The sequence below is a fragment of the Micromonospora marina genome (genome assembly GCF_900091565.1).
Classification (GTDB): Bacteria; Actinomycetota; Actinomycetes; order Mycobacteriales; family Micromonosporaceae; genus Micromonospora; species Micromonospora marina.
Window position 1 is genome coordinate 14,731 of sequence record NZ_FMCV01000012.1, and the last position, 23,907, is coordinate 38,637.

The window sequence follows — 23,907 nt, forward strand, 5'->3', positions numbered from 1 at the left end:
ATGGGGTACGCGAAGGTGCTGAGCGTCGGCCTGGCCGGTGTCGCCGGGCATCTCGTCGAGGTCGAGGCCGACCTGGCTCCCGGGCTGCCCGCCGTGATCATCTCCGGCCTGCCGGACACCGCGCTGCACGAGGCGCGCGACCGGGTCCGCGCCGCGATCGTCAACTCCGGCCAGAAATGGCCCAACCGGCGTATCACGCTCAACCTGCTCCCCGCCACCCTGCCCAAGTACGGCTCGGCGTTCGACCTCGCGATCGCGCTCGCCGTCCTGGCCGGCTCGGGTGAGCTGCCACCGGTCGCCCTGGACGCCACTGTCGTGCTCGGCGAACTCGGCCTCGACGGCACCGTACGCCCCGTCCGCGGCACGCTGCCCATGGTCGCCGCCGCCGCCCGCGCCGGGCACACCCGCGTCGTCGTGCCCGCCGGCAACGCCGCCGAGGCGGCGGTCATCCCGGGCGTACGCGTGCACGCGGTCGACACCCTGCACCGGCTCGTCGCCCACGTCCGCGACGGGAGCCCGCTGCTCGCCCCGCCCGCCCACGTCCCCGTCGGCGGCCCGGCCGGGCCCGACCTGGTCGACGTGGCCGGGCAGCCGCTCGGGCGGCGCGCCCTGGAGATCGCCGCCGCCGGGGGCCATCACCTCGCGCTGCTCGGCCCGCCCGGCGCCGGCAAGACCATGCTCGCCGAGCGACTGCCGTCGATCCTGCCCGAGCTGGACGACGAGGCAGCACTGGAGGTCACCGGGCTGCACTCGATCGCCGGCCTGCTGCCACCCGGCGGCGGGCTGCTGCGCCGGCCCCCGTTCCAGGCGCCGCACCACTCGGCCACGGTGCCCGCGCTCGTCGGAGGCGGCTCCGGGCTGGCCCGGCCCGGCGCGGTGTCGCTCGCTCATCGCGGGGTGCTGTTCCTGGACGAGGCCCCCGAGTTCGGCAAGGGCGCGCTGGAGGCGTTGCGGCAGCCGCTGGAGAGCGGCCGGGTGCGGGTGGCGCGTACCCGAGGCGCCACCGAGTACCCGGCCCGTACCCAACTGGTGCTGGCTGCCAATCCCTGCCCGTGTGCGAAACCCTCCGGTGACGTCGACTGCGAGTGCCCGCCGCTGGCCCGGCGGCGCTACCTGGGGCGGTTGTCGGGCCCGCTGCTCGACCGGGTCGACGTGCAGGTTCAGCTGACGGCGGTCCGCGCGGCGGAGCTGCTGAACACCGGCGCCGCGCCGGAGTCCTCGGCCACCGTCGCCGCCCGGGTCGTCGCCGCGCGGCACGCCGCCGCCGAGCGCTGGGCGGCCACCGGGCACCGGGTGAACGCCGACGTCCCCGGTCCGTACCTGCGCCGGCCGCCGTGGCACCTGCCCGCCCGGGTCACCACGGATCTGCGCCGCCGGCTCGACACCGGTTCGCTGTCCGCGCGCGGCTACGACCGCGTACTCCGTCTCGCCTGGACCATCGCGGACCTGGACGGGCAGGACCGGCCGGGCCGCGACGACGTCGCGGAGGCCGTCCAGCTCCGGACCGGGGAGGTCGCGTGAGCGCCGACGACCGCCGGCTGGCGCGGGTCGCGCTCACCTGGCTCGCCGAGCCCGGCACCCGGTCGGTGTTCGCGCTGGTCGAGCGGATCGGCCCGGTCGCCGCACTCGACCTGCTGCTGTCCGGCGAGGCGCCGGAACGGGCACTGCGGGCGGCAGTCGCGGCGCGCGGCGTCTCCGGTGACGCCCGGGCGGTCGCCGCGGCGGCGCTGGCCCGCGGCGAACGGCTCGGCGCCCGGCTGGTCACCCCGGAGGACGACGAGTGGCCGGCCCAGGTCCGCGACCTGCGCCGGCTGGCGCTGTCCGGCGCCACCCGGCGGGTCGACGTGGAGACCGACCCTCCGCTCTGCTTCTGGGTACGCGGGGCGTGGCCGCTCGGTGAGGCGCTGGCGCGCTCGGTGGCGGTGGTCGGCGCCCGCGCGGCCACCCCCTACGGCGCGCACGTCGCCACCGAACTGGGCTACGGCCTCGCCGACCGGGAGTGGACGGTGGTGTCCGGTGGGGCGTTCGGCATCGACGCCGCCGCGCATCGCGGGGCGCTGACAGCGGGCGGACGGACCGTCGCCGTGCTCGCCTGCGGGGTGGACCGCCCGTACCCGATGGGCAACGCCGCCCTGTTCGACCGGATCGCCGAGACCGGCCTGCTGGTGAGCGAGTGGATTCCGGGCGCGGAGCCGCTGCGGCCGCGGTTCCTCATCCGCAACCGGGTGATCGCGGCGGCGACGAGCGGCACGGTCCTCGTCGAGGCCGCCGCACGCAGCGGCGCCACCCAGACGCTCAACCGGGCACTCGGCCTGCACCGCCCGGCGATGGTGGTGCCCGGGCCGGTGACCTCCGCGATGTCCGTCGGCGGGCACGAGGTGCTGCGGGACCGGCCGGAGGCCCGGCTGGTCGCCAGCGTCGCGCACGTGCTGGAGGAGGTGGGCCGGATCGGGTACGACCTGGCCCCGCCCGCCCGGGCACCCGAACGCCCCCGGGACCGGCTCGACGAGGAGGCCACCCAGGTGCTGGAGGCGCTGCCGCGCCGCCGGACGCTCGACCTGGAGAGCGTCGCGGCGCGGGCGGGAGTGGACCTGCGTACCGCCATGCGCAAGCTGTCCATGCTGGAGGAACTGGCGATGGTGGTACGCCGCGACGGCGGTTACGCGCTCGCGCCGCCACCGGCCGACCGGACGTGAGCCCGTGTCAGTCGCCCTCGAACCGGATCTCGGCGTCGCGGCGGTCCGCGCATCGGCGGACGAGCCGGGCCAACCGGAGGACGTGGTCGACCTCGGCCGGCGTCCGGGCCACCTCGGCCAGGCACCGCAGCTCGGCGAGCAGTTGCGGCATCCGCCCGGCCTCCACGGTCAGCTCGCCGAGCGGGTCGACGCGGTCCAGCAGCGGGGTCCGGCCACCGCCGCGGACCCGCTTGAGCAGGTCGGGCAGCACGTCCTGCGGGTCCGCCACGACCTCGATCGAGGCGTACGCGGGGCGGCGACGACCGGTGCCCGTCGATATCTGCCGGTAGAGGACGGCGTCCACTCCCACTCTCGGTCCTCCTCGAACCGGCGTCACCGTCACGGGAACGCGTTCGCCTGATCGCGGCCGGATCGACCTCCGTCGGGGCCGGCTCGGCCGCGCTGCCTGCCGGTCGCCGCACCGCACCGCACCGCAAGCGTGCCGCAGCACGAGTTTCCCCTGTCCAGACGCGCTTCTGCCACCCCGCTCAGCGCGTCGCCGCGTATCCGACGCCGGAAGGAGGCGGGCGACGTGGCGGACGGCACATCCCACGGACGACGGCCGACCCGCCGCGAAGGCGGGCGCGACAGCCGGGCGGCACGGCGTAGCGGCGGGCGGCGGGCGGCGGCGGCACGGCGGCGGGCGGCGCTCCGGCCTTACGCTGGAGCGGTGATCGCTGTCTGCCTCCTCCGCCGCGACCGCGTGCGCCCGGACCGGGTGCCGCGGTGAGTCAGCGGCGGCGCGGCACGCGGGACGCGCACGCGGAACTGCCCGCCTCGATGCGCGAGGCGGTGGACGACTTCGCCGACCACCTGTCGCGGGCCCGCAACCGGTCCGTCCACACCGTCCGGGCGTACGTCACGGATCTGGTGTCGCTGCTGGACCACGCCGTCCGGATGGGCTGCGCCGAACTGCCGGAGCTGGACCTCGCCGTGGTGCGCAGCTGGCTGGCGAAGCAGCGGACCATGGGGGCGGCCCGGACGACGATGGCGCGGCGCGCCGCCGCGGCCCGGACGTTCAGCGCCTGGGCGCACCGGACCGGCCTGCTCGCCGACGACGTGGCGGCGCCGCTGGCCAGCCCCCGAGCGCGGCGGGAACTGCCCACCGTGCTGCGCGCGGACCAGGCCGCCGCCCTGATGGAGGCGACCCGTCCCGCCGACGTCCCGCAGGCCGGGGAACCGGCGGGCACGGAGGCGCCGGAGGCGGTGCTGCTGCGCGACCGGCTGCTGCTGGAGCTGCTCTACGGCACCGGGGTACGCATCAGCGAGGCGTGCGGCCTGGACGTCACCGACGTCGACCAGGACCGCCGGGTGGTACGCGTGCTGGGCAAGGGTGGGCGGGAGCGGTCGGTGCCCTACGGAGTGCCGGCTCAGCGGGCGCTCGACGCCTGGCTGCGCGAGGGCCGGTCCGCGCTGCTGAACGCGGGCTCGGGCCGGGCGCTGCTGCTCGGGGCTCGGGGTGGACGGCTCAACCCGACCACCGCGCGGCGGATCGTGTCGGGCTGGGCCGGTGCCGCCGGGGTGCCGCGCGTGACGCCGCACGGGCTGCGCCACTCGGCCGCGACGCACCTGCTCGAAGGCGGCGCGGACCTACGCGCCGTGCAGGAGCTGCTGGGGCACTCGTCGCTCGCCAGCACGCAGATCTACACGCACGTCTCGGTGGAGCGGCTCCGCGCCGTGTACCGGCAGGCGCATCCCCGCGCCTGACCGCCGAAGGCGCGCGGGCGGCGTCGGTGAGACGGTCAGCGGGCCGAATCCGGCCGGTGCATGATCCATCCCGGGCTAGGATCGACGGATGACGGTGCCACAGCCACCCGAGCCGATTCCCGGGGCTCGGCTGCTCTTCTCCCTCGATCCCGCCGTCAGCCACCTCAACCACGGTGCGTTCGGCGCCGTACCGATCGCCGTACAGCGCGCCCAGCAGCGCCTGCGCGACGAGATGGAGGCCAACCCGCTGCGGTTCTTCACGCAGGGCCTGGTCGACCGGATCGCCCACACCCGGCGGCACCTGGCCGCGTTCCTCGGCGCCGATCCGGACGGCACCACGCTCGTCGGCAACGTCACCGCCGGTGCGGCAGTGGTGTTGCAGTCGCTGGCGCTGCGTCCCGGCGACGAGATCGTGACCACCGACCACGGGTACGGGGCGGTGGCGCTGTCGGTCGCCCGGGAGTGCGCCCGCACCGGGGCGGTGTCCCGCACCCTGCCGGTGCCGCTGACCGCCACCGACGAGGAGGTGGTCGAGATCGTCCGCGACGGGCTGCGCCCCGGGCGTACCAAGCTGCTGGTCATCGACCAGCTCACCTCGCCGACCGCCCGGCTGTTCCCCGCCGCGGCCCTCGTCGCGGTGGCCCGGGAGCAGGGCGTGCCGGTGCTGGTGGACGCCGCCCACGCACCGGGCATGCTGCCGGCCACAGTCGCGTCCGCCGGCGCCGACTTCTGGGTCGGCAACCTGCACAAGTGGGCGTACGCGCCGCGCGGCACCGCAGTGCTCGTGGTCGCGCCGCAGTGGCGGGAAAGGATCCAGCCGCTCGTCGTCTCCTGGGAGCAGGACAGCGGCTTCCCGATCCGGGTGGAGTGGCAGGCGACGCTCGACTACACCGGCTGGCTGGCCGCCCCGGTGGGCCTGTTCACGTTACGTAGCCTCGGCGTGGACCGGGTACGCGCGCACAACGCGGCGCTGGCCGCGTACGGGCAACGGGTCGTCGGGGACGCGCTCGGTGTGGCGCCGGAGCGGCTGCCGGAGCCCGGCGGACCGGCGGTCGCCATGCGGCTGGTGCCGCTGCCGCCCGGTGTCGCGTCGACGCTGGACGCGGCCCGGGAGTTCCGGAGCCGGATCGCCGACCGGCTCTCCGCCGAGGTCTCGATCGCCGGCTGGAACGGACGCGGCTATCTGCGGCTGTGCGGCCAGGTCTACAACACCCCCGACGAGTACGACCGGCTGGCCGTCCGGCTGCCCACGCTGCTCGCCCAGGGCTGAGCGACACCCGATCGCCCGTCGGCGGGGGCGGGGTGCAGCGGCAGCAACCGGACGCGACCGAGCCCGAGCAGGGCCAGCGGATCGAGGTACTCCGCGTCGCGTCGCAGTCCCCAGTGCAGGCAGGCCGCCTCGGTGCAGCCCGGATGCCCGGCGAGCAGGTCGCCGACCGGCGTGCCGGCTTCGACCGGGGTGCCGGCGGTGAGGCGGGCACGGACCGGCTCGTAGGTGGTGCGCAGCCCGTCGGCATGGCCGACGGTGAGCACCGGCCGGCCGGCGACGGTGCCGGCGAACAGGACGACTCCGGCGCCGGCCGCCAGCACCGGGGCGCCGGGTGCGGCGGCGAGGTCGACGCCCCGGTGCCCGGACAGCCAGGGCTGCGGCGGCGGGTCGAACCGCCGCACCACCCGGGGCTCACCCGGCAGCGGCCACCGGAATCGCCCACCGGGTGCAACCCGAAGTCCCGCAGCCGAGCCGCCCGCCGCCGAAGCACCAGGAGCCGGGGCACCCGCTGATGCGGAAGCATCCCGCCCGCGCGCAGGTACGGCCGCAGGCGGCCCGGCCGCGAGCGAGTGGACCCCGACCCGGGACGACGACGGCGAGAGCCCGGCCGAGGACGACGGCACCACGGCCCGGGACGGCGTGAGGACGCCCGGCAGGCAGCCGACGAGGAACCACACCACCGCGTGAGAGATCGAGGAACGCACGCGAGCACCCTGCCGACCCCGGGCACCGTCCCGCGTGCCGCACGCGGCCGTCCTGTGGACGACGCACCGGCTGTGGACGAGCGCCGGAATCGGGGCCGATCTGCTACGGCCGGGACGCCTATGCTGGCCGGGTGACGAAGGACTGGTACGCCTGGCACAGCGACTACGACCAGCCCGAGTCCGCGCTGGCCCGGCGGCTCGCCGAGGTGCGGCAGCGTGTCGCCGACGCGCTCGACGCCGCGCCGCCCGGCCCGCTGCGCGCGCTGAGCCTGTGCGCGGGTCAGGGCCGCGACCTGATTCCGGTGCTGGCCACCCACCCCCGTGGCGGCGACGTGACCGCCCGCCTGGTCGAGCTGGACGCGCGTAACGTCGACCTGGCCCGCCGTGCCGCCGCCGACGCGGGGCTCACCGGCGTGGAGGTGGTGACCGGTGACGCCTCGCTGACCGACCGCTACGCCGATCTGGCCCCGGCGGATCTCGTGCTGGTCTGCGGCATCTTCGGCAACATCACCGACGACGACATCCGGGCCACGGTGCGGCACTGCGCCTCGCTCTGCGCCACCGGCGGCACGGTGCTGTGGACGCGGCACCGGCGCGAACCGGACCTGGTGCCGGCCATCTGCGAGTGGTTCGCCGAGGAGGGCTTCGACCCGGTCGCGGTGAACAGCCCGGCCGACGGTGTGTGCGTCGGCGCGCACCGATTCACCGGCACGCCCCGCCCGTTGGCGGCCGGGGAGCGGATGTTCGCGTTCGTGGGTTACGACGTGCTGGAGCGGACGGAGCAGCAATGACCACTGTGGACGATGCCAGCCGGCCCTCCCGGGTGGCCGGGCCGGACGAGGCGATCAGTGCCGAGGAGCTTCAGCTCGCCGCGCGCAACCACGGCATCCCGCTGGAGGCGCTGCGGTACGACGTGACCCCGGCGGGCCTGCACTACCTGCTCATCCACTACGACATCCCGGACGTCGACCCGGCCGCGTACGCGCTGAGCGTGTCCGGCGCCCTCGATCGTCCACTGCGGCTGGACCTGGCGGCGCTGCGCGACCGGCCCCGGGTGACCCACCGCGTGACGCTGGAGTGCGCGGGCAACGGCCGGGCGCTGCTGCGTCCCCGGCCGGTCAGCCAGCCCTGGCTGGTGGAGGCGGTGGGCAACGCCGAGTGGACCGGTACGCCGCTGGCCCCGCTGCTGCGCGAGGCCGGCCTGTCCGGCGACGCGGTGGACGTGGTGTTCACCGGCGCGGACCACGGGGTGGAGCGCGGCGTCGAGCAGGACTACCAGCGGGCGCTGCCGGTGGCCGACGCGCTGCGTGAGGAGGTGCTCCTGGCGTACGAGATGAACGGCGCTCCCCTGCTGCCGCAGCACGGCGCGCCGCTGCGCCTGATCGTGCCCGGCTGGTACGGCATGGCGCACGTGAAGTGGCTGCGGGACATCACCGTGACGACCGAGCCGTTCGACGGCTACCAGAACGCGGTGGCCTACCGGCTGCGGCGCGACGCCGACGACCCGGGCGTGCCGGTGACCCGGATCGAGCCGCGTGCGCTGGTGCGTCCGCCCGGGTTCCCGGATTTCATGTCCCGCACCCGGGTGCTGCGGCCCGGGCCGTGCACTCTGGACGGCCGGGCCTGGTCCGGCCACGCGCCGGTGACCTCGGTCGAGGTGACGACGGACGGCGGCGGGACGTGGGCACCGGCGGTCCTGGACGAGCCGTCCGGGGGCGAGTGGGCGTGGCGCCGATGGTCGGTGACCTGGACGGCGACGCCGGGGCGGTACGTGCTGGGGGCCCGGGCGACCGACGCATCGGGGCGCACCCAGCCGGTCGAGCAGCCGTGGAACCGGGGCGGGTTCGCGAACAACCTGGTGCAGCGGGTCGAGGTGGTCGTGCCGGCGCAGTGATCCGGCGCCGGGTCAGCTCCCGAACCCGGAATCTGCGGGAAGCGAGATGTCGGGCTTTTCGAGCTCTTCCACATTGACGTCCTTGAACGTCATAACTCGAACATTCTTGACGAACCGGGCAGGACGGTACATGTCCCACACCCAGGCGTCGTGCATCTCGACCTCGAAGTAGACCTCGCCGTCGGAGTTCCGCACGTGCAGGTCGACCTGGTTGGCCAGGTAGAAACGGCGCTCGGTCTCCACCACGTAGGAGAACTGACGGACGATGTCGCGGTACTCCCGGTAGAGCTGAAGCTCCATCTCGGTCTCGTACTTCTCGAGATCTTCCGCGCTCATCGCACTCCGCCTTCCATGACCACATCTTCCCCCACCGACGCCGGAGGTCGCGGCTGCTCGCCCAACGCCACGCCGACGGTACCCCCTGACGCGCCGCAGCGCCCCATCGGCTCGTCCGGGCGGCCGGCGAACGCGCCGGGCCCGAGACCCGGCAGCCCGGCCGCGGGCTCGGGCGGCACCGCGTCGGTGCCGTCGCCCGCCGGGCGGCGGGCGCGAGGAGGCCGGCCGTCCCGTCCGGAGACGGCGGCCACGTTCACGTACGAGAAGCGGTGTTCCCGGCAGGGCCCGAGCGCGCGCAGCGCTGCGCTGTGCTCGGCGGTGATGTAGCCCTTGTGCTCGGCGAAGCCGTAGCCGGGGAACCGCCCGTCCAGGTCCACCATGATCCGGTCCCGGGTGACCTTGGCCAGCACGCTCGCCGCCGCCACACACGCGGCCACCCGATCACCCTTCCAGACCGCCAGGCCCGGCACGTCCAGCCCGTCGACGCCGAAACCGTCGGTCAGCACGTACTCCGGGCGGGTGGTGAGCGAGGCGAGCGCCCGGCGCATCGCGGCGAGGTTGCACACATGCAGCCCCCGGGAGTCGACCTCCTCGGCGGGGACGACCACCACGGCGTACGCCAGGGCCCGTGCCACCACCTCGTCATGGACGCGCTCGCGGGCGGCGGGGGTGAGCAGCTTGGAGTCGGCCAGCTCGTCGATCTCGCCGCGCCGCCCCTCGGGCAGGATCGCGGCGGCGGCCACGAGCGGCCCGGCGCAGGCGCCCCGACCGGCCTCGTCGGCGCCCGCCACGTGCCGGAAGCCACGCCGTTGCAGGGCGCGTTCCAGCGCGTAGAGGCCGCCGTCGCGGCGGACCACTGTGCGCGGCGGGGTCAACATGCGCCGCCTCCCGCCAGCACGGCGCCGAGCCGGCCGGGCAGGTCCGGCGGGTAGTAGCGCTCGGCGGAGGCGGCCAGCTCGGCGACCGGCCACCAGCGGTGCCCGTGCACGCTCGCCCGCTCGACGTCGTCGAAGCCGGCCGTGTCGACCTCCCAGCCCGTCACCCGGACCAGGTAGAACTGCTGGTCCTGGCGGTACCAGACGCCGTCGAACGGGAACTCGACCGTGTCCGAGAAGACCGGCGCGCCCAGCTGCGCCGGGGCCAGCCGCAGGCCGGTCTCCTCGGCCAGCTCCCGGGCGGCGCCGTCGGCCGGGGACTCCCCCGGGTGCAGCCCGCCGCCGGGGGTGAACCAGTAGCGGTGCCCCGGCCGGGCGGGATCACTGCCCTCGAAGAGCAGCACCCGGTCGGACGCGTCGACCAGCAGCACCCGGGCCGCGCGACGAGGGGTGTAGACGGTCACCGCACCAGCCTGCCAGACGCCTGCGACGAACGGCCACGCCCTCCCGCCCTCGACGGCGGGACGGCGTGGCGGGGCGTGGCGCGGGCGGGCTCAGGGATTGGGGATCCCGTCGAACTGCTCGGGGACGCTGAGCAAGGTCGCGCGGCCGACCGGCCAGAAGATGGTGAAGGCCCGGCCGACGACCTCGCCCTCGGGGATGGTGGCGACGTTGATGTCCTCGCCCGACTGCTGCCAGTGCTCCAGCGAGTCGCCGGACGCCTCCCGGTGGTCACCCATGACCCACAGGCGCCCCTCCGGCACGGTGATGTCGAAGTCCTGGTCGGCGGGCTTGTTGCCGGGGAAGAGGAACGGCTCGTCGATCGGCTTGCCGTTGATGACCAGCCGGTCCTGCCCGCCGGTGCGGTCGCAGCAGACCACGTGATCGCCGCCGACGCCGATGATCCGCTTGATGAAGTCCTCACCGTCGGGGTCGCCGCTCCACTCGGTGGGCGCCTTGAACACGATCACCTCGCCCCGGTGCGGCGAGCGGAAGTCGTAGACCAGCTTGTTGACAAGCACCCGATCGTCGATCTTGAGGGTGTTCTCCATGGACTGCGACGGGATGAAGAAGGTCTGCAGCACGAAGGCACGCACCAGCACCGCGACCAGGATCGCCACGCCCAGGAGGATGGGCAGCTCCTTCCAGAAGGAGCTGCGGGGCTTCTCGGTCTGCTCGTCGATCACGGGAGGAGCCTACGTCCAAGGGTGCGGCGCGGTCGCCCCGAACCCGCCAGAACGGTGAGCGTCGCCGCGAGCGGAAGGATCACAACGACGCCGCCGACCGGGTCGGGATCCACCGGCCCCGCCGCGGGCGCGGCGTCCGACCGGGGCACGCTCGTGAACGTCTCGGGGACGGGCAGACTGGTCCACCGCTGCGACGGCCAGACGATCATGAAGGCGCGGCCGACCACGTTCTCGATCGGCACCGGCCCCTGACATCGGGCGTCCTGCGAGACCAGCCGGTGGTCACCCATCACGAAGATCTGCCCCGGTGGCACCACCACCTCGGTGAACTGCCGGGACCGGCACTCCTTCGGATTGGGCGGCAGCTCGACCGGGGAGTCCTCGAAGATGTACGCCTGCTCGTCCAGCGGCATCCCGTTGACGACCACCCGGCCGTCGTCGCAGCACCAGACCTTGTCGCCCGGCACCCCGATGACGCGCTTGATGAAGTCCTTCTCGCCGGGGCGGCTGACGCCCACCAGATCGCCGAGCGTCCGGCCGGCCCGCCCGGCGAAGTCGGCCGGCGGCGCGGGCGCCTCCTGGGCGACCCAGCGGTCGGTGCCCCGGAACACCACCACCTCACCGCGCACCGGGTCGCGGACGTCGTAGACGACCTTGTTGACGAGCACCCGGTCGCCGACGAGCAGCGTGTTCTCCATCGACCCGGAGGGGATGAAGAACGCCTGGAGCAGGAACGTGCGGATCAGCACGGCGAGGCAGAACGCCACGATCAGCAGCAGCGGCAACTCCTGCCAGAGCGGCATCTGGCGGCGACTGCGACGGGCCCGCCGGCGCCAGGGATCGACGGTGCCGTCCTCGTCAACCATGTGCACCATGCCACTCTCCGGTCCGCGGAAACGACACTACCGCCCGGGAGTCCCCTCGGAGACCCCACGGGCGGCAGTGGACCGTTTCGCACCGTCCGGCTACGCCCGTACCGACCAGGGTAATGCGGTCTGGTGGATACGACATCCGCGCAGCTCGGGCGGCGTGGCGTACGGAATTCAGCTCGCCGGCTGCTTCTCCCGCAGCTCCTTGATCTTGGCCTTCTTGCCGCGCAGCTCACGCAGGTAGTAGAGCTTGGCGCGACGCACGTCACCGCGGGTCACGACCTCGATCCGGTCGATGCCCGGGCCGTTGAGCGGGTAGGTCCGCTCCACGCCGACACCGAAGCTGACCTTGCGGACCGAGAAGGTCTCGCGCAGACCGTCACCCTGGCGGCGGATGACGACGCCCTGGAAGATCTGGACCCGGGACCGGTTGCCCTCGACGACCCGCGCGTGCACCTTGACGGTGTCACCGGCACGGAAGTCGGGCAGGTCGGTACGCTTCGACTGGGCGTCAAGGGCGTCCAGGATGTTCATCGCTGCGTCCTCGTGAGGCTCACGGCGCATCGTCAGTCGATGCGCGAACGGGTGATTCTGACCCCCGGGTGGCGACCGGCGAGGCCGGCCCCGGTCGAGGGTCCTCGCAACCGCCCACGGCGTGGACGGATGCGGCAACCCCTCTACTTTGCCACATGCCCCGGTGGCGAGGAAAATCCGCCCCGGTCCAGCGCCGCCCGGTCCCGCTCGCCGAGCGCCTCCGGGGCCAGCCCGGCGACCATGTCGGGACGCCGGGCCGCGGTCCGCAGCAGCGACTCGTCCCGCCGCCAGCGGTCGATCCGGGCGTGGTCGCCGGAACGGAGCACCTCGGGTACGTCCAGCCCGCGCCAGCTCGCCGGCTTCGTGTAGAGCGGGGCCTCCAGCAGCCCGTGCGCGTGCGACTCCTCGTCCAGCGACCCCGCGTTGCCGAGCACACCGGGCAGCAACCGGGTGACCGCCTCCAGGATCACCAGCACGGCCACCTCGCCGCCGAACAGCACGTAGTCACCGAGGGACACCTCGGTCACCGGCATCCGGGTCGCGGCGTGGTCCAGCACCCGCTGGTCGATGCCCTCGTACCGGCCGCAGGCGAACAGCAGATGCGACTCGGCGGCCAGCTCGTGCGCCAGGGCCTGGGTGAACGGAACGCCCGCGGGCGACGGCACGAGCAGTCGGGGCAACGTATGCCCGTCCGGGCTCAGCTCGCCCGGCGCCAGCGCGTCCAGCGCCTCACCCCACGGCTCCGGGCGCATGACCATGCCCGGACCGCCGCCGTAGGGCGTGTCGTCGACGGTGCGGTGCACGTCGTGGGTCCAGGTCCGCAGATCGTGTACGGCCAGCCGCAGCGTGCCGTTCGCCCGGGCCTTGCCGATGAGCGACAGATCCAGCGGGGCGAAGTACTCGGGGAAGATCGACACGATGTCGACGCGCATGCGGTGGGCTCCAGCTAGAGGTCGAGCAGTCCGCCGGGCAGGTCGACGACGACGCGACCGCCGGCCAGATCCACCTCGGGCACGATCGCCTTGACGAACGGGACCAGCGCGGTACGCCCCTCGGGGCGCCGCAGCACCAGCATGTCCGACGCGGGCGCGTGGTCGATACGGGCGACCTCGCCCACGTGCTCGCCGTCGCGGGTGACCACGGCGAGCCCGACCAGCTGGTGGTCGTGGAACTCCTCCGGGTCCTCCGGCGGGGCGACGTCGGCGCTGTCCACGCCGAGCAGCGTGTTGCGCAACGCCTCGGCGACGTCACGGCCCAGCACGCCCTCGAAGGCGACCAGCAGGCGGCCCTGGTGCCAGCGGGCCGACTCGACGGTGAGTGCCGGCGGCACCCGCCAGGCGCCGGGCTCCGACGGGGTGACCCCCGGCTCGGTGGTCAACACCGAACCGGGGGCGAACCGTGCTTCGGGCTCGTCGGTACGCACCTCCACGGTGACCTCACCGCGGATGCCGTGCGGCTTACCGATCCGGCCGACGACGAGAAGCATCAGTACGAGTCGACGATGTCGACGCGTACCCCACGCCCGCCGATGGAGCCGATCACCTGGCGCAGCGCCTTGGCGGTCCGGCCGGACCGCCCGATCACCGTGCCGAGGTCCTCGGGGTGCACGCGGACTTCGAGGCGCTTGCCCCGACGGGAGTCGACCATGCGCACCCGGACGTCGTCCGGGTGGTCGACGATGCCCTTGACCAGGTGCTCCAGAGCGGGACGCAGCGGCATGTCAGGCCTGCTCGCCGGACTCGGCACCGGTCTGCTCCTCGGCCTTGGGGGCCTCGGCCTTCGGCTCCTCCGCCTTGGCGGCGGCCTTCTTGGCCGGCTTCGCCGGGGTGTCCGCCACGCCGGCGGCGGCCTTCGCCTCGGCCTCGTACGCCGCCTTGCGGTCGGCCCGCTCGGGGGCGACCTTCAGCGGCGGCGGGGCCGGCAGGCCCTTGAACTTCTGCCAGTCACCGGTCAGCTCCAGCAGGCGCTGCACGGCCTCGCTCGGCTGGGCGCCGACCGAGAGCCAGTACTGGACCCGCTCCGACTTGACCTCGATCACCGAAGGGTCTTCCTTCGGCTGGTACACACCGACGAACTCGATCGCGCGACCGTCACGCTTGGTGCGCGAGTCGGCGATGACGATGCGGTACTGCGGGTTGCGGATCTTGCCCATCCGCAGGAGCCGGATCTTTACGGCCACAGTTGTTTCGCTCCTGTTGCGATCTCACCGGCCCGTACGGGCGGTGTGGCGGGTGAGCGCCGACCGGCACAGTGGGGTTGGGCCGGAGACTGCTCGGTGAACTGGCGACGCGCCCGGGTTAGAGGGCGCCGGACGCGCGCCGGATACCAGCGACCCATTCTGCCAGATCCAGCCCGGAACTCTCACACCGGTCCCGGGCACCACGCCCGGGGCGGGGCGGGCCGTGACGCAGGACACCGGTTCAGCGCACCGGCGGACGGTCCCATCCCGGCGGAAGTTCGTCCGGCGCGTCCCATTCGGCGGGCGGGGTGAAGTCGCACCAGGTGCCGTCGAACGGGAACTCCCCGGCCTCGGCGATCCGGATCACCCGCTCGCCCTCGGCGCGTACCGCCTTCTCGTCGGTCACCCAGTAGTGCTCCGGGAACGCCAGCCGCTCGGCGAACTCGTCCTCGTCCTTCCACTCCCAGCTCAGGTCCGGGTGGACCACGACGTCGAGGTCCTGGTCGACCATGTCGACCCCGGCCACCGCGCCGTCGTCCCAGCGGACGCCGGGCTCCTCCAGGTTCACGTACCAGTTCTGGAAGCGGCCCGCCGCGTCGCGGAACCACCAGACCGAGTGGGCCGCGCCGACGGGCAGGAACTTCAGCACCGGCGGGCCGTTCCACCGCCCCCGCGCGAGCCGGTAGGACGACGTCACCCACTCCGCGAACGGCACGGCCCGCATGCCCAGGCCGGCGTCGTTCACCTCGTGCGCGACCGCCGCCTCCCGCGCCACCCAGAGCACCAGGCCGCGCTCGTCGTCGGAGACCACCCGGGCCGACCGGACCCAGCCGATCCGGCCGTTGCGCACGTTCCGGTGCATGATCAGCCGCCCCGGCTCGAACCGCACGCTCACCCCCGCCGTCGTGTTAACAAGGGCCCCCGCCTATGCAGAATGCGTTAAGAAGGGGCCCTTCCTTGCACCTCAGTACGCGCGGGCGAGGATCGCCACCAGGTCGGGCTCGTCCTCCGAGTCCGGCACCGAGCCGTCGGCGCGGACCAGGCAGCGGACCGTCACGCCCTGACCGTTCGCCTCGGCCTCGCCCTCGACGCCGACCGCCGACCACGGCACCCGCGCCCAGCCGTCGGCGGACGCCTCGATCGCCTCGGCCAGCGTCGACACCTCGACGGTGCGTGACCGGCGGAACTCCAGCGCCTGGTCGTGCAGCGCCCGCTGGTCGGCATCCAGCGCGGCCAGGACCGCGCCGACCACGTCGGCGACGGGCGTCGGGGCCTTCGAGCCGTCCGTACGCCGGACCACCACGGCGTTGCCGGCGGCCAGGTCACGCGGGCCGACCTCGACGCGGACCGGGTAGCCGCGCAGCTCGGCGTCGACGGCGCGGCGGCCGAACGCGGTGTCGGTCCGGTCGTCCAGCGCCACCCGGACCCCGGCGTCGCGCAGCGCGTCGCACAGCTTGCCCGCCGCCTCGCTGACGCCCTCGCCGTCCTTGACGATCATCACGTACGCCTGGACCGGCGCCAGCTTCGGCGGCACCCGCAGCCCGTTGTCGTCGCCGTGACACATGATCAGGCCGCCGAGCATCCGGGTGGAGGTGCCCCAGGAGGTCGTCCAGGCGTTCTCCCGGCCGCCCTCGGCCGAGGAGTAGCTGATGTCGAACGCCTTGGCGAAGTTCTGGCCCAGCTCGTGGCTGGTGCCCAGCTGGAGCGCCTTGCCGTCGCCCATCATGCCCTCGCACGTGTACGTGGCGGTGGCACCGGCGAAGCGCTCCCGGGCGGTCTTCAGGCCGACCACCACCGGGATGCCGAGCACGTTGACCATCAGGTCCTCGTACGCCTCGTGCAGGATCCGCCGCGCGTAGGCGCGGGCGTCGTCACGGGTGGCGTGCGCGGTGTGCCCCTCCTGCCAGAGGAACTCGCTGGTGCGCAGGAAGATCCGGGGGCGCAGCTCCCAGCGGACCACGTTGGCCCACTGGTTGAGCAGCAGCGGCAGGTCCCGGTACGAGTCGATCCACTTGGCCATGAACTCGCCGATGACCGTCTCGCTCGTGGGTCGCACCACCACCGGCTCGGCGAGCTGCTTGCCGCCACCGTGCGTGACCACCGCCAGCTCCGGCGAGAAGCCCTCGACGTGCTCGGCCTCCCGCTTGAGGTAGCTCTCCGGAATGAACAGCGGGAAGTACGCGTTCTCCGCGCCGGCCGCCTTGATCCGGGCGTCCATCTCGGCCTGCATCCGCTCCCAGATGGCGTAGCCGGCCGGTCGGATCACCATGGTCCCCCGGACCGGGCCGTTGTCGGCCAGCTTCGCCTTGGCAATCAGATCCTGGTACCAGCGGGGAAAGTCCTCCGCACGGGGAGTGAGCACGCGTGCCATGACCGCACATCCTATGCGTCCCGTGACGGGTCGGCGCAGCCGGGCGCGCCCGCACTACCATCTGCCGTCATGCTCACTCCCGGACCCGACCCGGCACCGGCGCCGGCCGCACTCGCCGCCCGCTGGGTGGCCTGGGTGGCCGCCCACCGGCAGCCGGTCAACCCGCTCAAGGACACCACCGGCCGGCACGGCGGGCGTCACCAGCCCGCCGACGTGTGGTTCCTCGCGGGCACGCTGGGCGGCCAGGTCAGCAGGCGTTGTGTGGTGCCGGCCGGCCGGCCGCTGTTCTTCCCGGCCTTCTGCTGGTGGCAGCCCGGCCGCCGGGACGACCCGGCCGAGCCGATGCCCCACGCCAGCGGGCACGCGGAACTGGACGGGGTCGCGGTGCCGGTGCGGGCGGCGGGCTCCCCCGCCTCGTTCCCGGTGCGGGGGTTCTTCAACAACGTCGTCACCGCGTGGCCGTGGCCGGTGCACGTATCCTGCTGGGGCCTGTGGGGCCTGGTGCCGCCACCCGCGCCGGGGACGCACCACCTGGCCTTCGCCGGCCACGACGGCGGGCGGTTCTGGGTCGAGGCGGAGTACGAACTCGAGGTGCGCTGACCAGCGCCCGTAGACTCCGATCACCATGCCGAAGCCGAGGAACGTCACTCCGGTGCGCGAGTCGATCGTCGACGCCGCCCGTACGCTGACCGTCACGACCGGCTGGGCCGGGGTCCGGATGGGCGCCGTCGCGAACGCGGCCGGGGTGAGCCGGCAGACGGTCTACAACGAGTTCGGCACCAAGGCGGGCCTGGGCGAGGCGCTGGCCCGGCACGAGGTGGACCGGTTCGTCGGCGAGGTCCGGTCCGCGCTCGGCGAGCACGACTCCGACGTCCGCGCGGCCGCGTACGCGGCGATCCACCGCGCGCTCGCCTCGGCCGCCGAGAACCCACTGGTCCGGGCGGTGCTGACCAGCACCAGGGGCGGCTCGGAGGAACTGCTGCCGTACCTGACCACCCGGTCCGAGCTGGTGCTCGCGGAGGCCGCGGCGGCGCTGCTGGAGTGGACCGGAGAGCGCCTGCCCGACGCCGATCCGGCGGCGCTGGCGTTCGCTGCGGACAGCGTCGTCCGCCTGGTGGTGAGCCACATCGTGCGGCCCGGAGGCCCGGTGGACGAGACCGCCGACCGGCTGGCCGACCTGGCGGTGCGCCTGTTCCTGATGGCGGCGACGACGCGCTAGGCCGACGGCCCGCCAGGCCGGCCGCGACGACGACGGCCGGTCAGCGGACGACCCGGCCGCGCAGCACGATCCGGCTGGGCGTCCGGACCACGCGCAGGTCGCGGCGCGGATCCTCGGGGTAGATCACCAGGTCGGCGAGGCCGCCCTCGACCAGCCCGGGGAAGCCGAGCCACTCCCGGGCCCGCCAGGAGGCGGCGGCGAGCACGTCCGTCGCGGACATGCCGGCCTGCTCGTGCAGCAGCAGCATCTCCTCGGCCGCCAGGCCGTGGTCGATGCCGCCGCCCGCGTCGGTGCCGACGTAGATCGGCACGCCCGCCTCGTGCGCGGCGCGCACCACCTCGGGGAAGCGGTCACGCAGGGCGAGCATGTGGTCGGCGTACCCGGGGAACTTGGACCGGGCCTGCTCGGCGATGTGCCCGAACGTCCGAATGTTGATCATCGTGGGGACCAGCGCGGTGCCCTGCCGGGCCATCAGGTCGATCAGGTCGAGGCTGAGCCCGGTGCCGTGCTCCACCGAGTCCACCCCGGCCCGCACCATGATCTCCACGGCCGACTCGGAGAACGTGTGCACCGCGGCGCGTACCCCGGCGGCGTGCGCGGCGGCGACCGCCGCGGCCATCGTGTCGGCGTCCCAGGCCGGCGCGAGGTCGCCCACTCCCCGGTCGATCCAGTCGCCGACCAGCTTGACCCAGCCGTTGCCGGCCGCGGCCTGCGCGGCCACCGTCGCGGCGACCTCCGCCGCGCCGACCTCCACGCCGATGTCGCGCAGGTAGCGCTTCGGCGGGGCGACGTGCCGGCCCGCGCGGGCCAGTCGCGGCAGGTCCGGCTCGTCCTCCAGTTCGGGGTACGGGTACGGCGAACCGGCGTCCCGGATCGCCAGCACGCCCGCGTCCCGGTCGATCCGGGCCAGCTCCCGGGCCTGGTCGAGCGAGGTGATCGGGCTGCCACCGCGGGCGATGCCGATGTGGCAGTGCGCATCGGTCAGGCCGGGCAGGACGAAGCCGCCGTCGGCCACCGTCTCGGCACCGGGCACCGGTTCGAAGGTGACCCGGTCACCGACCAGCCAGACGTCTCGGACCTCGTCGTCGGGAAGGAACACACCGCGCACGTGCAGAGCCATGTGCACAGTCCTACCCGATCAGTCCTCCTCGCCGGCGAGCAGGTCGTTGCGGCGCGCGGTCAGCGCCGGCAGATCGACCGAGACCTTCCAGGGCCGCTCGGTGACGAACACACCCTCGGTGTGCGCCAGTTCCTGGTACTCGCGCGCGGCGCCGTCGAGCGTGTACTCGGTGAGTGTGACCCGCTCGCGCTGCGGGTTCACCAGCCAGTAGGAGCGGATCCCGGAGCGGGCGTAGACCTTCGTCTTGTCGTACCGGTCGCTGAAGTGCCACCCGGCGGGAACGACCTCCCCCGCGAGCAGAGCGTCCTCGACCGGGACGGGCGACCGCCCGGCGTGCTTGCGCCGGATCACCACGTCCGGACGCGGCTCGTTGCGGCGGCCGACCCGCATGGCAGGTCGACCGTCCACTCGTGCCGCTCGGGCAGGATCAGGGCCGCGGTCACTGACATCTCCTCCCAGGGGAGAACTGACCCTGGGTGATGCTCACCCCGCATGCCGTCACCGTCACGCTAGCGGGGGCCCTTGTCGCCGCCCTTGCCGAGCTTGTTGAAGTCGATCTTCGGGAGCTTGAACCCCGGCGGCAGGCCCTGCCCACCGGCCAGGTCACCCGGGTCCAGGCCCGGCGGGAGCTGCGGCATCCCGCCGGGGAAGCCGCCCGGCATACCGGCCCCGGTACGCGGCCGCCCGCCGCCCTTGGTGCCCTTGGTGCCCTTGCGCTTGTTCTTCGGCGACTTGGTCGCCTTGCGCCGACCACCGCCGGGCAGGCCCATCATGCCGCCCATCTGCTTCATCATCTTCTGCGCGTCGGCGAAGCGGTTGAGCAGCTGGTTGACGTCCATGACGGTGACGCCGGAGCCGCCGGCGATCCGGGCCCGGCGGGAACCGTTGATGATCTTCGGGTTGGTGCGCTCGGCCGGGGTCATCGACCGGATGATCGCGGTGACCCGGTCGAAGTGCTTGTCGTCCAGCTCGGCGAGCTGGTCCTTCATCTGCCCCATGCCCGGCATCATGGCCAGCACGTTGGCGATCGGGCCCATCCGCCGGACCGCGATGAGCTGATCGAGGAAGTCCTCCAGCGTGAAGGTCTCCCCGCCCATCAGCTTGGCGGTCATCTTCTCCTTCTGATCGGTGTCGAAGGCCGCCTCGGCCTGCTCGATCAGAGTGAGGACGTCGCCCATGCCGAGGATCCGGCTGGCCATCCGGTCCGGGTGGAAGACGTCGAAGTCCTCCAGCTTCTCGCCGGTGGAGGCGAACAGGATCGGCTGGCCGGTCACCTCGCGGACGGAGAGCGCGGCACCGCCGCGGGCGTCGCCGTCGAGCTTGGACAGCACCACGCCGGTGATGCCCACGCCGTCGCGGAACGCCTCGGCGGTGCGCACCGCGTCCTGGCCGACCATCGCGTCGATGACGAAGATGACCTCGTCGGGCTGGACCGCGTCGCGGATGTTCGCGGCCTGCTGCATCATCTCGGTGTCGATACCGAGCCGGCCCGCGGTGTCGACGATGACGATGTCCCGGGCGGCGCGACGGGCGTGCTCGATCGAGTCGCGGGCCACCTGCACCGGGTCGCCGACGCCGTTGCCGGGCGCCGGGGCGTACACCTCGACGCCGGCCCGGCCACCGAGCACCTGGAGCTGCCCGACGGCGTTGGGACGCTGGAGGTCGGCGGCGACGAGCAGCGGCTGGTGGCCCTGGCTCTTGAGCCAGCGGGCCAGCTTGCCGGCGAGCGTCGTCTTGCCGGAACCCTGGAGACCGGCCAGCATGATCACGGTCGGCGGGTGCTTGGCGAACTGGAGCCGCCGCCCCTCGCCGCCGAGGACGTTGATCAGCTCCTCGTTGACGATCTTGACGATCTGCTGCGCCGGGTTGAGCGCCTGGGAGACCTCGGCTCCGCGCGCCCGCTCCTTGACGTTCGCGATGAAGCCCTTGACCACCGGCAGGGCGACGTCGGCCTCCAGCAACGCCATCCGGATCTCGCGCGCGGTGGCGTCGATGTCGGCGTCGGTGAGCCGGCCCTTGCCGCGGAGCTTGGTGAAGATCCCGGACAGGCGGTCACTCAAGGTGTCAAACACGCGAACATCCCGTTTGTCGTTTTCGGCGGGCACATGCTGTCGGGCCGGTGGTCCAGCCCACCGTTAGGGTAGCCCGCCGCCCGCGCCCCCGCTCCGGCCCGCCGCCCACGCGCCCGCTCCGGGCAGGCGTAGCTGGTGGACGGGGCGCGTTAACAAGGTGCCCTTCCTCTACCGGAGGCGTTAACAGGGGGCCCTTCCTTACACGGCGGCGAGTGCGGCGGCCTCGATCCGGGCCCGCTCCTCATCCGACGGCCAGCCGCCGACCAGGTAGAACGCGTCCACCACATCGCCGCCCAGCGTCGAGATCCGGGCCGCCCGCACCTGGGCGCCCGCCTCGTCCAGCGCGCAGGTGACCCGGTACAGCAGTCCCGCCGCGTCGGCCGCCCGCAGCTCCAGCAGCACCGCGTCGGTGGCCGCCTCCCGGTGCCAGACCACCCGCGGCGCGGCACCCCGGCTGCGGGCGGCCAGGGCCCGGCCGCGCAGCCGCTGGGTGACCGAGACGTCGCCGCCGACGGCGCGGCGCAGGTCGGCGCTGAGCGCGATCGGGTCCGGGGCCAGCCCGTAACGCGGCTGCACCCGGCACTCGACCAGGGCCCGGCCGTCGACGGTGGCGGCGTCCGCGGAGATCACCTCCAGGCGGTGCAGGGCCAGGCAACCGGCGACGGTGGCCAGCAGCCCGCGCCGGTCGGCGGCGGCCACCGACACCCGGTCCTCCCCCAGGTGTACGACAGGCAGCGGCCCGGCCACGAGCGCCGGGTCCGGGGCCGGCGGGGCGGGTACCACGCCGGTGTCCAGCGTGGTGCGCACCCGGCTCACCAGCTCGGCGATCAGCCGGCCCTTCCAGCCGGACCAGGCGGCCGGGCCGGTGGCGGCGGCGTCGGCGCGCACCAGGGCGTGCAGCAGGTCCAGCGTGGTGGTGTCGCCGACCCGCTCGGCGACGCCCGCGACGGTTTTCGGGTCGGACAGGTCACGCCGGGTGGCCACGTCGGGCAGCAGCAGGTGCAGCCGGACCAGCGTCCCGATCAGCGCCGCCTCGGCCGGCGGCAGCCCGATCCGGGTGGCGACCGCCTCGGCCAGCGGCGCGCCCACCGTCGAGTGGTCCCCGGAAAGCCCCTTGCCGATGTCGTGCAGGAACGCGCCGAGCAGCAGCAGGTCCGGCCGTTCCACGTCGCGGGTGTGCCGGCTCGCCTCGTACGCGGTCTGCACCAGGTGCCGGTCGAGCGTGAACCGGTGCACCGGGTTGTGCTGGGGCAGGCTGCGCATCCGGGTCCACTCGGGCAGCCAGCGGTCGATCAGCCCGTACCTGTCGCAGGTCTCCCAGGCGGGCACCAGGCCGGAACCGGCGCCGAGCAGGGTGATCAGCGCGTCGCGGGCGGCCGCCGGCCAGGGCGCGGGCAGCGGCGGGCAGTACGCGGCCAGCCACTCGCAGGTGGCCCGCGCGATCGGCAGCCGGGTGGTGGCGGCAGCGGCGGCCACCCGCAGCGACAGGCTCGGGTCGGGGCGGGCCCCGATGGCGGTCCGGGCGAGCACCAGTTCGCCGTCCTGCTCCACCACGTCCCGGGCGACCGGGCGGCGCAGCGGACGGCCGGGCGCGGCGCGGTGCCGGCCGGAGCGGAGCCGGTCGGCGGCCCGCCAGGCGTCGTCCAGGGCGTGGCTGACGGTGCGGGCGTCGCCTGCCACCAGCCGCAGCAGCGCGTCCCCGTCCTCGGCGCCGAGCAGGCGTGCCACGCCGTCGCGTTCCTGGGCGACCAGGCGGTCGACCCGGCGGCCCACCTGCTGGTGCAGCGCGTCGCGGGTGTCCAGCAGCCGCCGGTGGGCCGCGTGCACGGCCGGGCGGAGCGCGTCGGTGACCCCGGCGGTGGCGATGGCGCGCAGGATGCCCACGTCACGCAGCCCGCCGGCCGCCTCCTTGAGGTCGCCTTCGAGCAGGAAGGCCAGTTCGCCGTGCGCCTCCCAGCGGGCGGCGGTGATCTCGCGCAGGCCGGGGAGCTGGCGGATCGCGGTCCGCCGCCAGTGGTCGGTGGCGGTACGCGAGAGCTGGTCGGTGAGCGCCGGGTCACCCGCCACGTGCCGGGCGTCGAGCAGGCCGAGGGCGACCTTGACGTCGTCCTGGGCCACCGACAGCGCCTCGGCGACCGTGCGCACGGAGTGGTCCAGCCGTAGCCCGGCGTCCCAGATCGGATACCACAGCGACGCGGCCAGCTCGTCGATGCCGGGCACCCCGGCGTGCAGCAGCACCAGGTCGAGGTCGCCGTAGGGGGCGCACTGGCGGCGGCCCAGCCCGCCCACCGCGACGAGCGCGACCCCGTCCCGGTCCGGGAAGGCCCGGCGCAGCCAGGCGTCGAGCGCGCCGGCCCGCGCGGACCGGGCCGCCGCGCCGATCCCCGCGGGTACGCCGGCGACCTCGTTGACCACGGGCGCGCCGTCCCCGGTGGGGGCGGCAGCCGTGGTCAACGAGGTCACGTCGGCGGATCCGGCGATCAGAGGGCGTCGAGCCCGCGCTCGCCGGTACGCACCCGGACGACCTCCTCGACGCCGGTCACCCAGACCTTGCCGTCGCCGATCTTGCCGGTCCGGGCGGCGCCGACGATCGCGTCCACGACCTTGTCGACGTCCATCTCGTCGGTGAGCACCTCGACCCGGATCTTGGGCAGGAACTCGACCGTGTACTCGGCACCCCGGTAGACCTCGGTGTGCCCCTTCTGCCGGCCGTAGCCCTGGACCTCGCTGACGGTCAGCCCGGCCACGCCGAGGGCGTGCAGGGCCTCCTTCACCGCGTCCAGCTGGTACGGCTTGATGACCGCGGTCACCAGCTTCATGTCCAACCCCTCCATC

26 protein-coding genes and 1 pseudogene are annotated in these 23,907 nt (G+C 74.1%); 8 read left to right on the top strand and 19 right to left on the bottom strand.

Annotation, left to right across the window (positions count from 1 at the left end; translation table 11 throughout):
* Together GA0070215_RS15560 and GA0070215_RS15565 are read left to right on the top strand one after the other, a co-directional pair.
* The gene (locus GA0070215_RS15560) at positions 1-1,521 is read left to right on the top strand and encodes a YifB family Mg chelatase-like AAA ATPase (RefSeq protein WP_091046709.1); all 1,521 of its coding nucleotides are present in this window, start codon (positions 1-3) and stop codon (positions 1,519-1,521) included.
* Complete coding sequence (locus GA0070215_RS15565) at positions 1,518-2,696, top strand: DNA-processing protein DprA (RefSeq protein ID WP_091046713.1); 1,179 nt, start codon at positions 1,518-1,520, stop codon at positions 2,694-2,696. Before GA0070215_RS15560 ends, GA0070215_RS15565 begins: the two co-directional genes overlap by 4 nt.
* A 7-nt stretch (positions 2,697-2,703) precedes the next feature.
* Here GA0070215_RS15565 and GA0070215_RS15570 read toward each other — a convergent pair whose 3' ends face one another.
* Entirely contained in the window at positions 2,704-3,045 is a 342-nt protein-coding gene (locus GA0070215_RS15570; protein WP_091046716.1) for a hypothetical protein, read from the bottom strand.
* A 470-nt stretch (positions 3,046-3,515) separates the two neighbouring features.
* Here GA0070215_RS15570 and GA0070215_RS15575 point away from each other — a divergent pair, with 470 nt between their 5' ends.
* Together GA0070215_RS15575 and GA0070215_RS15580 are read left to right on the top strand one after the other, a co-directional pair.
* Positions 3,516-4,442: a tyrosine recombinase XerC gene (locus GA0070215_RS15575; protein WP_208600356.1), complete on the top strand. Its 927-nt coding sequence runs from the start codon at positions 3,516-3,518 to the stop codon at positions 4,440-4,442.
* A gap of 88 nt (positions 4,443-4,530) precedes the next feature.
* Positions 4,531-5,712, top strand: coding sequence for an aminotransferase class V-fold PLP-dependent enzyme (locus tag GA0070215_RS15580; protein WP_091046723.1), 1,182 nt, complete (start codon positions 4,531-4,533; stop codon positions 5,710-5,712).
* Positions 5,713-5,747: 35 nt separating this feature from the next.
* Here GA0070215_RS15580 and GA0070215_RS15585 read toward each other — a convergent pair.
* Positions 5,748-6,338 (bottom strand): annotated as a pseudogene (locus tag GA0070215_RS15585) (murein hydrolase activator EnvC family protein); the annotation flags it as partial.
* Positions 6,339-6,547: 209 nt separating this feature from the next.
* Here GA0070215_RS15585 and GA0070215_RS15590 point away from each other — a divergent pair.
* Positions 6,548-7,207 (top strand): methyltransferase domain-containing protein, encoded by a 660-nt coding sequence (locus GA0070215_RS15590; protein ID WP_091046730.1) that lies wholly within the window; start codon positions 6,548-6,550, stop codon positions 7,205-7,207.
* The gene (locus GA0070215_RS15595; RefSeq protein WP_091046733.1) at positions 7,204-8,310 is read left to right on the top strand and encodes a sulfite oxidase; all 1,107 of its coding nucleotides are present in this window, start codon (positions 7,204-7,206) and stop codon (positions 8,308-8,310) included. Before GA0070215_RS15590 ends, GA0070215_RS15595 begins: the two co-directional genes overlap by 4 nt.
* Positions 8,311-8,322: 12 nt before the next feature.
* Here GA0070215_RS15595 and GA0070215_RS15600 read toward each other — a convergent pair whose 3' ends face one another.
* From GA0070215_RS15600 to proS, 12 genes are all read right to left on the bottom strand, one after another.
* The gene (locus GA0070215_RS15600; RefSeq protein WP_011905215.1) at positions 8,323-8,646 is read right to left on the bottom strand and encodes a DUF2469 domain-containing protein; all 324 of its coding nucleotides are present in this window, start codon (positions 8,644-8,646) and stop codon (positions 8,323-8,325) included.
* Positions 8,643-9,524: a ribonuclease HII gene (locus tag GA0070215_RS15605; protein ID WP_091046737.1), complete on the bottom strand. Its 882-nt coding sequence runs from the start codon at positions 9,522-9,524 to the stop codon at positions 8,643-8,645. Before GA0070215_RS15605 ends, GA0070215_RS15600 begins: the two co-directional genes overlap by 4 nt.
* The gene (locus GA0070215_RS15610; RefSeq protein ID WP_026268110.1) at positions 9,518-9,985 is read right to left on the bottom strand and encodes an NUDIX hydrolase; all 468 of its coding nucleotides are present in this window, start codon (positions 9,983-9,985) and stop codon (positions 9,518-9,520) included. The genes GA0070215_RS15605 and GA0070215_RS15610 overlap by 7 nt, the downstream gene beginning before the upstream one ends.
* A 90-nt stretch (positions 9,986-10,075) precedes the next feature.
* Entirely contained in the window at positions 10,076-10,708 is a 633-nt protein-coding gene (gene lepB, locus GA0070215_RS15615) for a signal peptidase I (RefSeq protein ID WP_091046739.1), read from the bottom strand.
* Positions 10,705-11,583: a signal peptidase I gene (lepB, locus tag GA0070215_RS15620; protein ID WP_091046743.1), complete on the bottom strand. Its 879-nt coding sequence runs from the start codon at positions 11,581-11,583 to the stop codon at positions 10,705-10,707. Before lepB (GA0070215_RS15620) ends, lepB (GA0070215_RS15615) begins: the two co-directional genes overlap by 4 nt.
* 168 nt (positions 11,584-11,751) lie before the next feature.
* Positions 11,752-12,111, bottom strand: coding sequence for a 50S ribosomal protein L19 (rplS, locus tag GA0070215_RS15625; RefSeq protein WP_018786333.1), 360 nt, complete (start codon positions 12,109-12,111; stop codon positions 11,752-11,754).
* Positions 12,112-12,254: 143 nt separating this feature from the next.
* A complete protein-coding gene (trmD, locus tag GA0070215_RS15630; protein ID WP_091046747.1) occupies positions 12,255-13,043 on the bottom strand; it encodes a tRNA (guanosine(37)-N1)-methyltransferase TrmD in 789 nt (262 codons plus the stop codon).
* Between the two features lie 14 nt (positions 13,044-13,057).
* Entirely contained in the window at positions 13,058-13,597 is a 540-nt protein-coding gene (rimM, locus tag GA0070215_RS15635) for a ribosome maturation factor RimM (protein WP_018786331.1), read from the bottom strand.
* Positions 13,597-13,857 carry an RNA-binding protein gene (locus tag GA0070215_RS15640; protein ID WP_026268109.1) on the bottom strand — a complete coding sequence of 87 codons (261 nt, stop codon included), beginning with the start codon at positions 13,855-13,857 and terminating at the stop codon, positions 13,597-13,599. The genes rimM and GA0070215_RS15640 overlap by 1 nt, the downstream gene beginning before the upstream one ends.
* On the bottom strand, positions 13,832-14,290 hold the full coding sequence (gene rpsP, locus GA0070215_RS15645) for a 30S ribosomal protein S16 (protein WP_018786330.1): 459 nt from the start codon (positions 14,288-14,290) through the stop codon (positions 13,832-13,834). The genes GA0070215_RS15640 and rpsP overlap by 26 nt, the downstream gene beginning before the upstream one ends.
* Before the next feature lie 241 nt (positions 14,291-14,531).
* Positions 14,532-15,179, bottom strand: coding sequence for a ribonuclease FAU-1 family protein (locus GA0070215_RS15650; RefSeq protein WP_091046989.1), 648 nt, complete (start codon positions 15,177-15,179; stop codon positions 14,532-14,534).
* 75 nt (positions 15,180-15,254) lie between these two features.
* The gene (proS, locus tag GA0070215_RS15655; RefSeq protein WP_091046750.1) at positions 15,255-16,661 is read right to left on the bottom strand and encodes a proline--tRNA ligase; all 1,407 of its coding nucleotides are present in this window, start codon (positions 16,659-16,661) and stop codon (positions 15,255-15,257) included.
* Positions 16,662-16,730: 69 nt separating this feature from the next.
* On the opposite strand from proS, the gene GA0070215_RS15660 reads away from it, so the two are divergent.
* Entirely contained in the window at positions 16,731-17,261 is a 531-nt protein-coding gene (locus tag GA0070215_RS15660; RefSeq protein ID WP_018786327.1) for a hypothetical protein, read from the top strand.
* Positions 17,262-17,286: 25 nt separating this feature from the next.
* Positions 17,287-17,880, top strand: coding sequence for a TetR/AcrR family transcriptional regulator (locus GA0070215_RS15665; protein ID WP_091046754.1), 594 nt, complete (start codon positions 17,287-17,289; stop codon positions 17,878-17,880).
* 40 nt (positions 17,881-17,920) lie between these two features.
* Here GA0070215_RS15665 and GA0070215_RS15670 read toward each other — a convergent pair whose 3' ends face one another.
* From GA0070215_RS15670 to GA0070215_RS15690, 5 genes are all read right to left on the bottom strand, one after another.
* A complete protein-coding gene (locus GA0070215_RS15670) occupies positions 17,921-19,000 on the bottom strand; it encodes an amidohydrolase family protein (RefSeq protein WP_018786325.1) in 1,080 nt (359 codons plus the stop codon).
* An 18-nt stretch (positions 19,001-19,018) separates the two neighbouring features.
* Positions 19,019-19,408, bottom strand: a complete 390-nt coding sequence (locus GA0070215_RS15675; protein ID WP_244167017.1) for a Uma2 family endonuclease — start codon at positions 19,406-19,408, stop codon at positions 19,019-19,021.
* Positions 19,409-19,509: 101 nt separating this feature from the next.
* Positions 19,510-21,072, bottom strand: coding sequence for a signal recognition particle protein (ffh, locus tag GA0070215_RS15680; RefSeq protein WP_091046757.1), 1,563 nt, complete (start codon positions 21,070-21,072; stop codon positions 19,510-19,512).
* A 198-nt stretch (positions 21,073-21,270) separates the two neighbouring features.
* Positions 21,271-23,535 (bottom strand): [protein-PII] uridylyltransferase, encoded by a 2,265-nt coding sequence (locus tag GA0070215_RS15685; RefSeq protein ID WP_018786323.1) that lies wholly within the window; start codon positions 23,533-23,535, stop codon positions 21,271-21,273.
* A 17-nt stretch (positions 23,536-23,552) separates the two neighbouring features.
* Positions 23,553-23,891 carry a P-II family nitrogen regulator gene (locus tag GA0070215_RS15690; protein WP_018786322.1) on the bottom strand — a complete coding sequence of 113 codons (339 nt, stop codon included), beginning with the start codon at positions 23,889-23,891 and terminating at the stop codon, positions 23,553-23,555.
* Positions 23,892-23,907 lie beyond the last annotated feature (16 nt).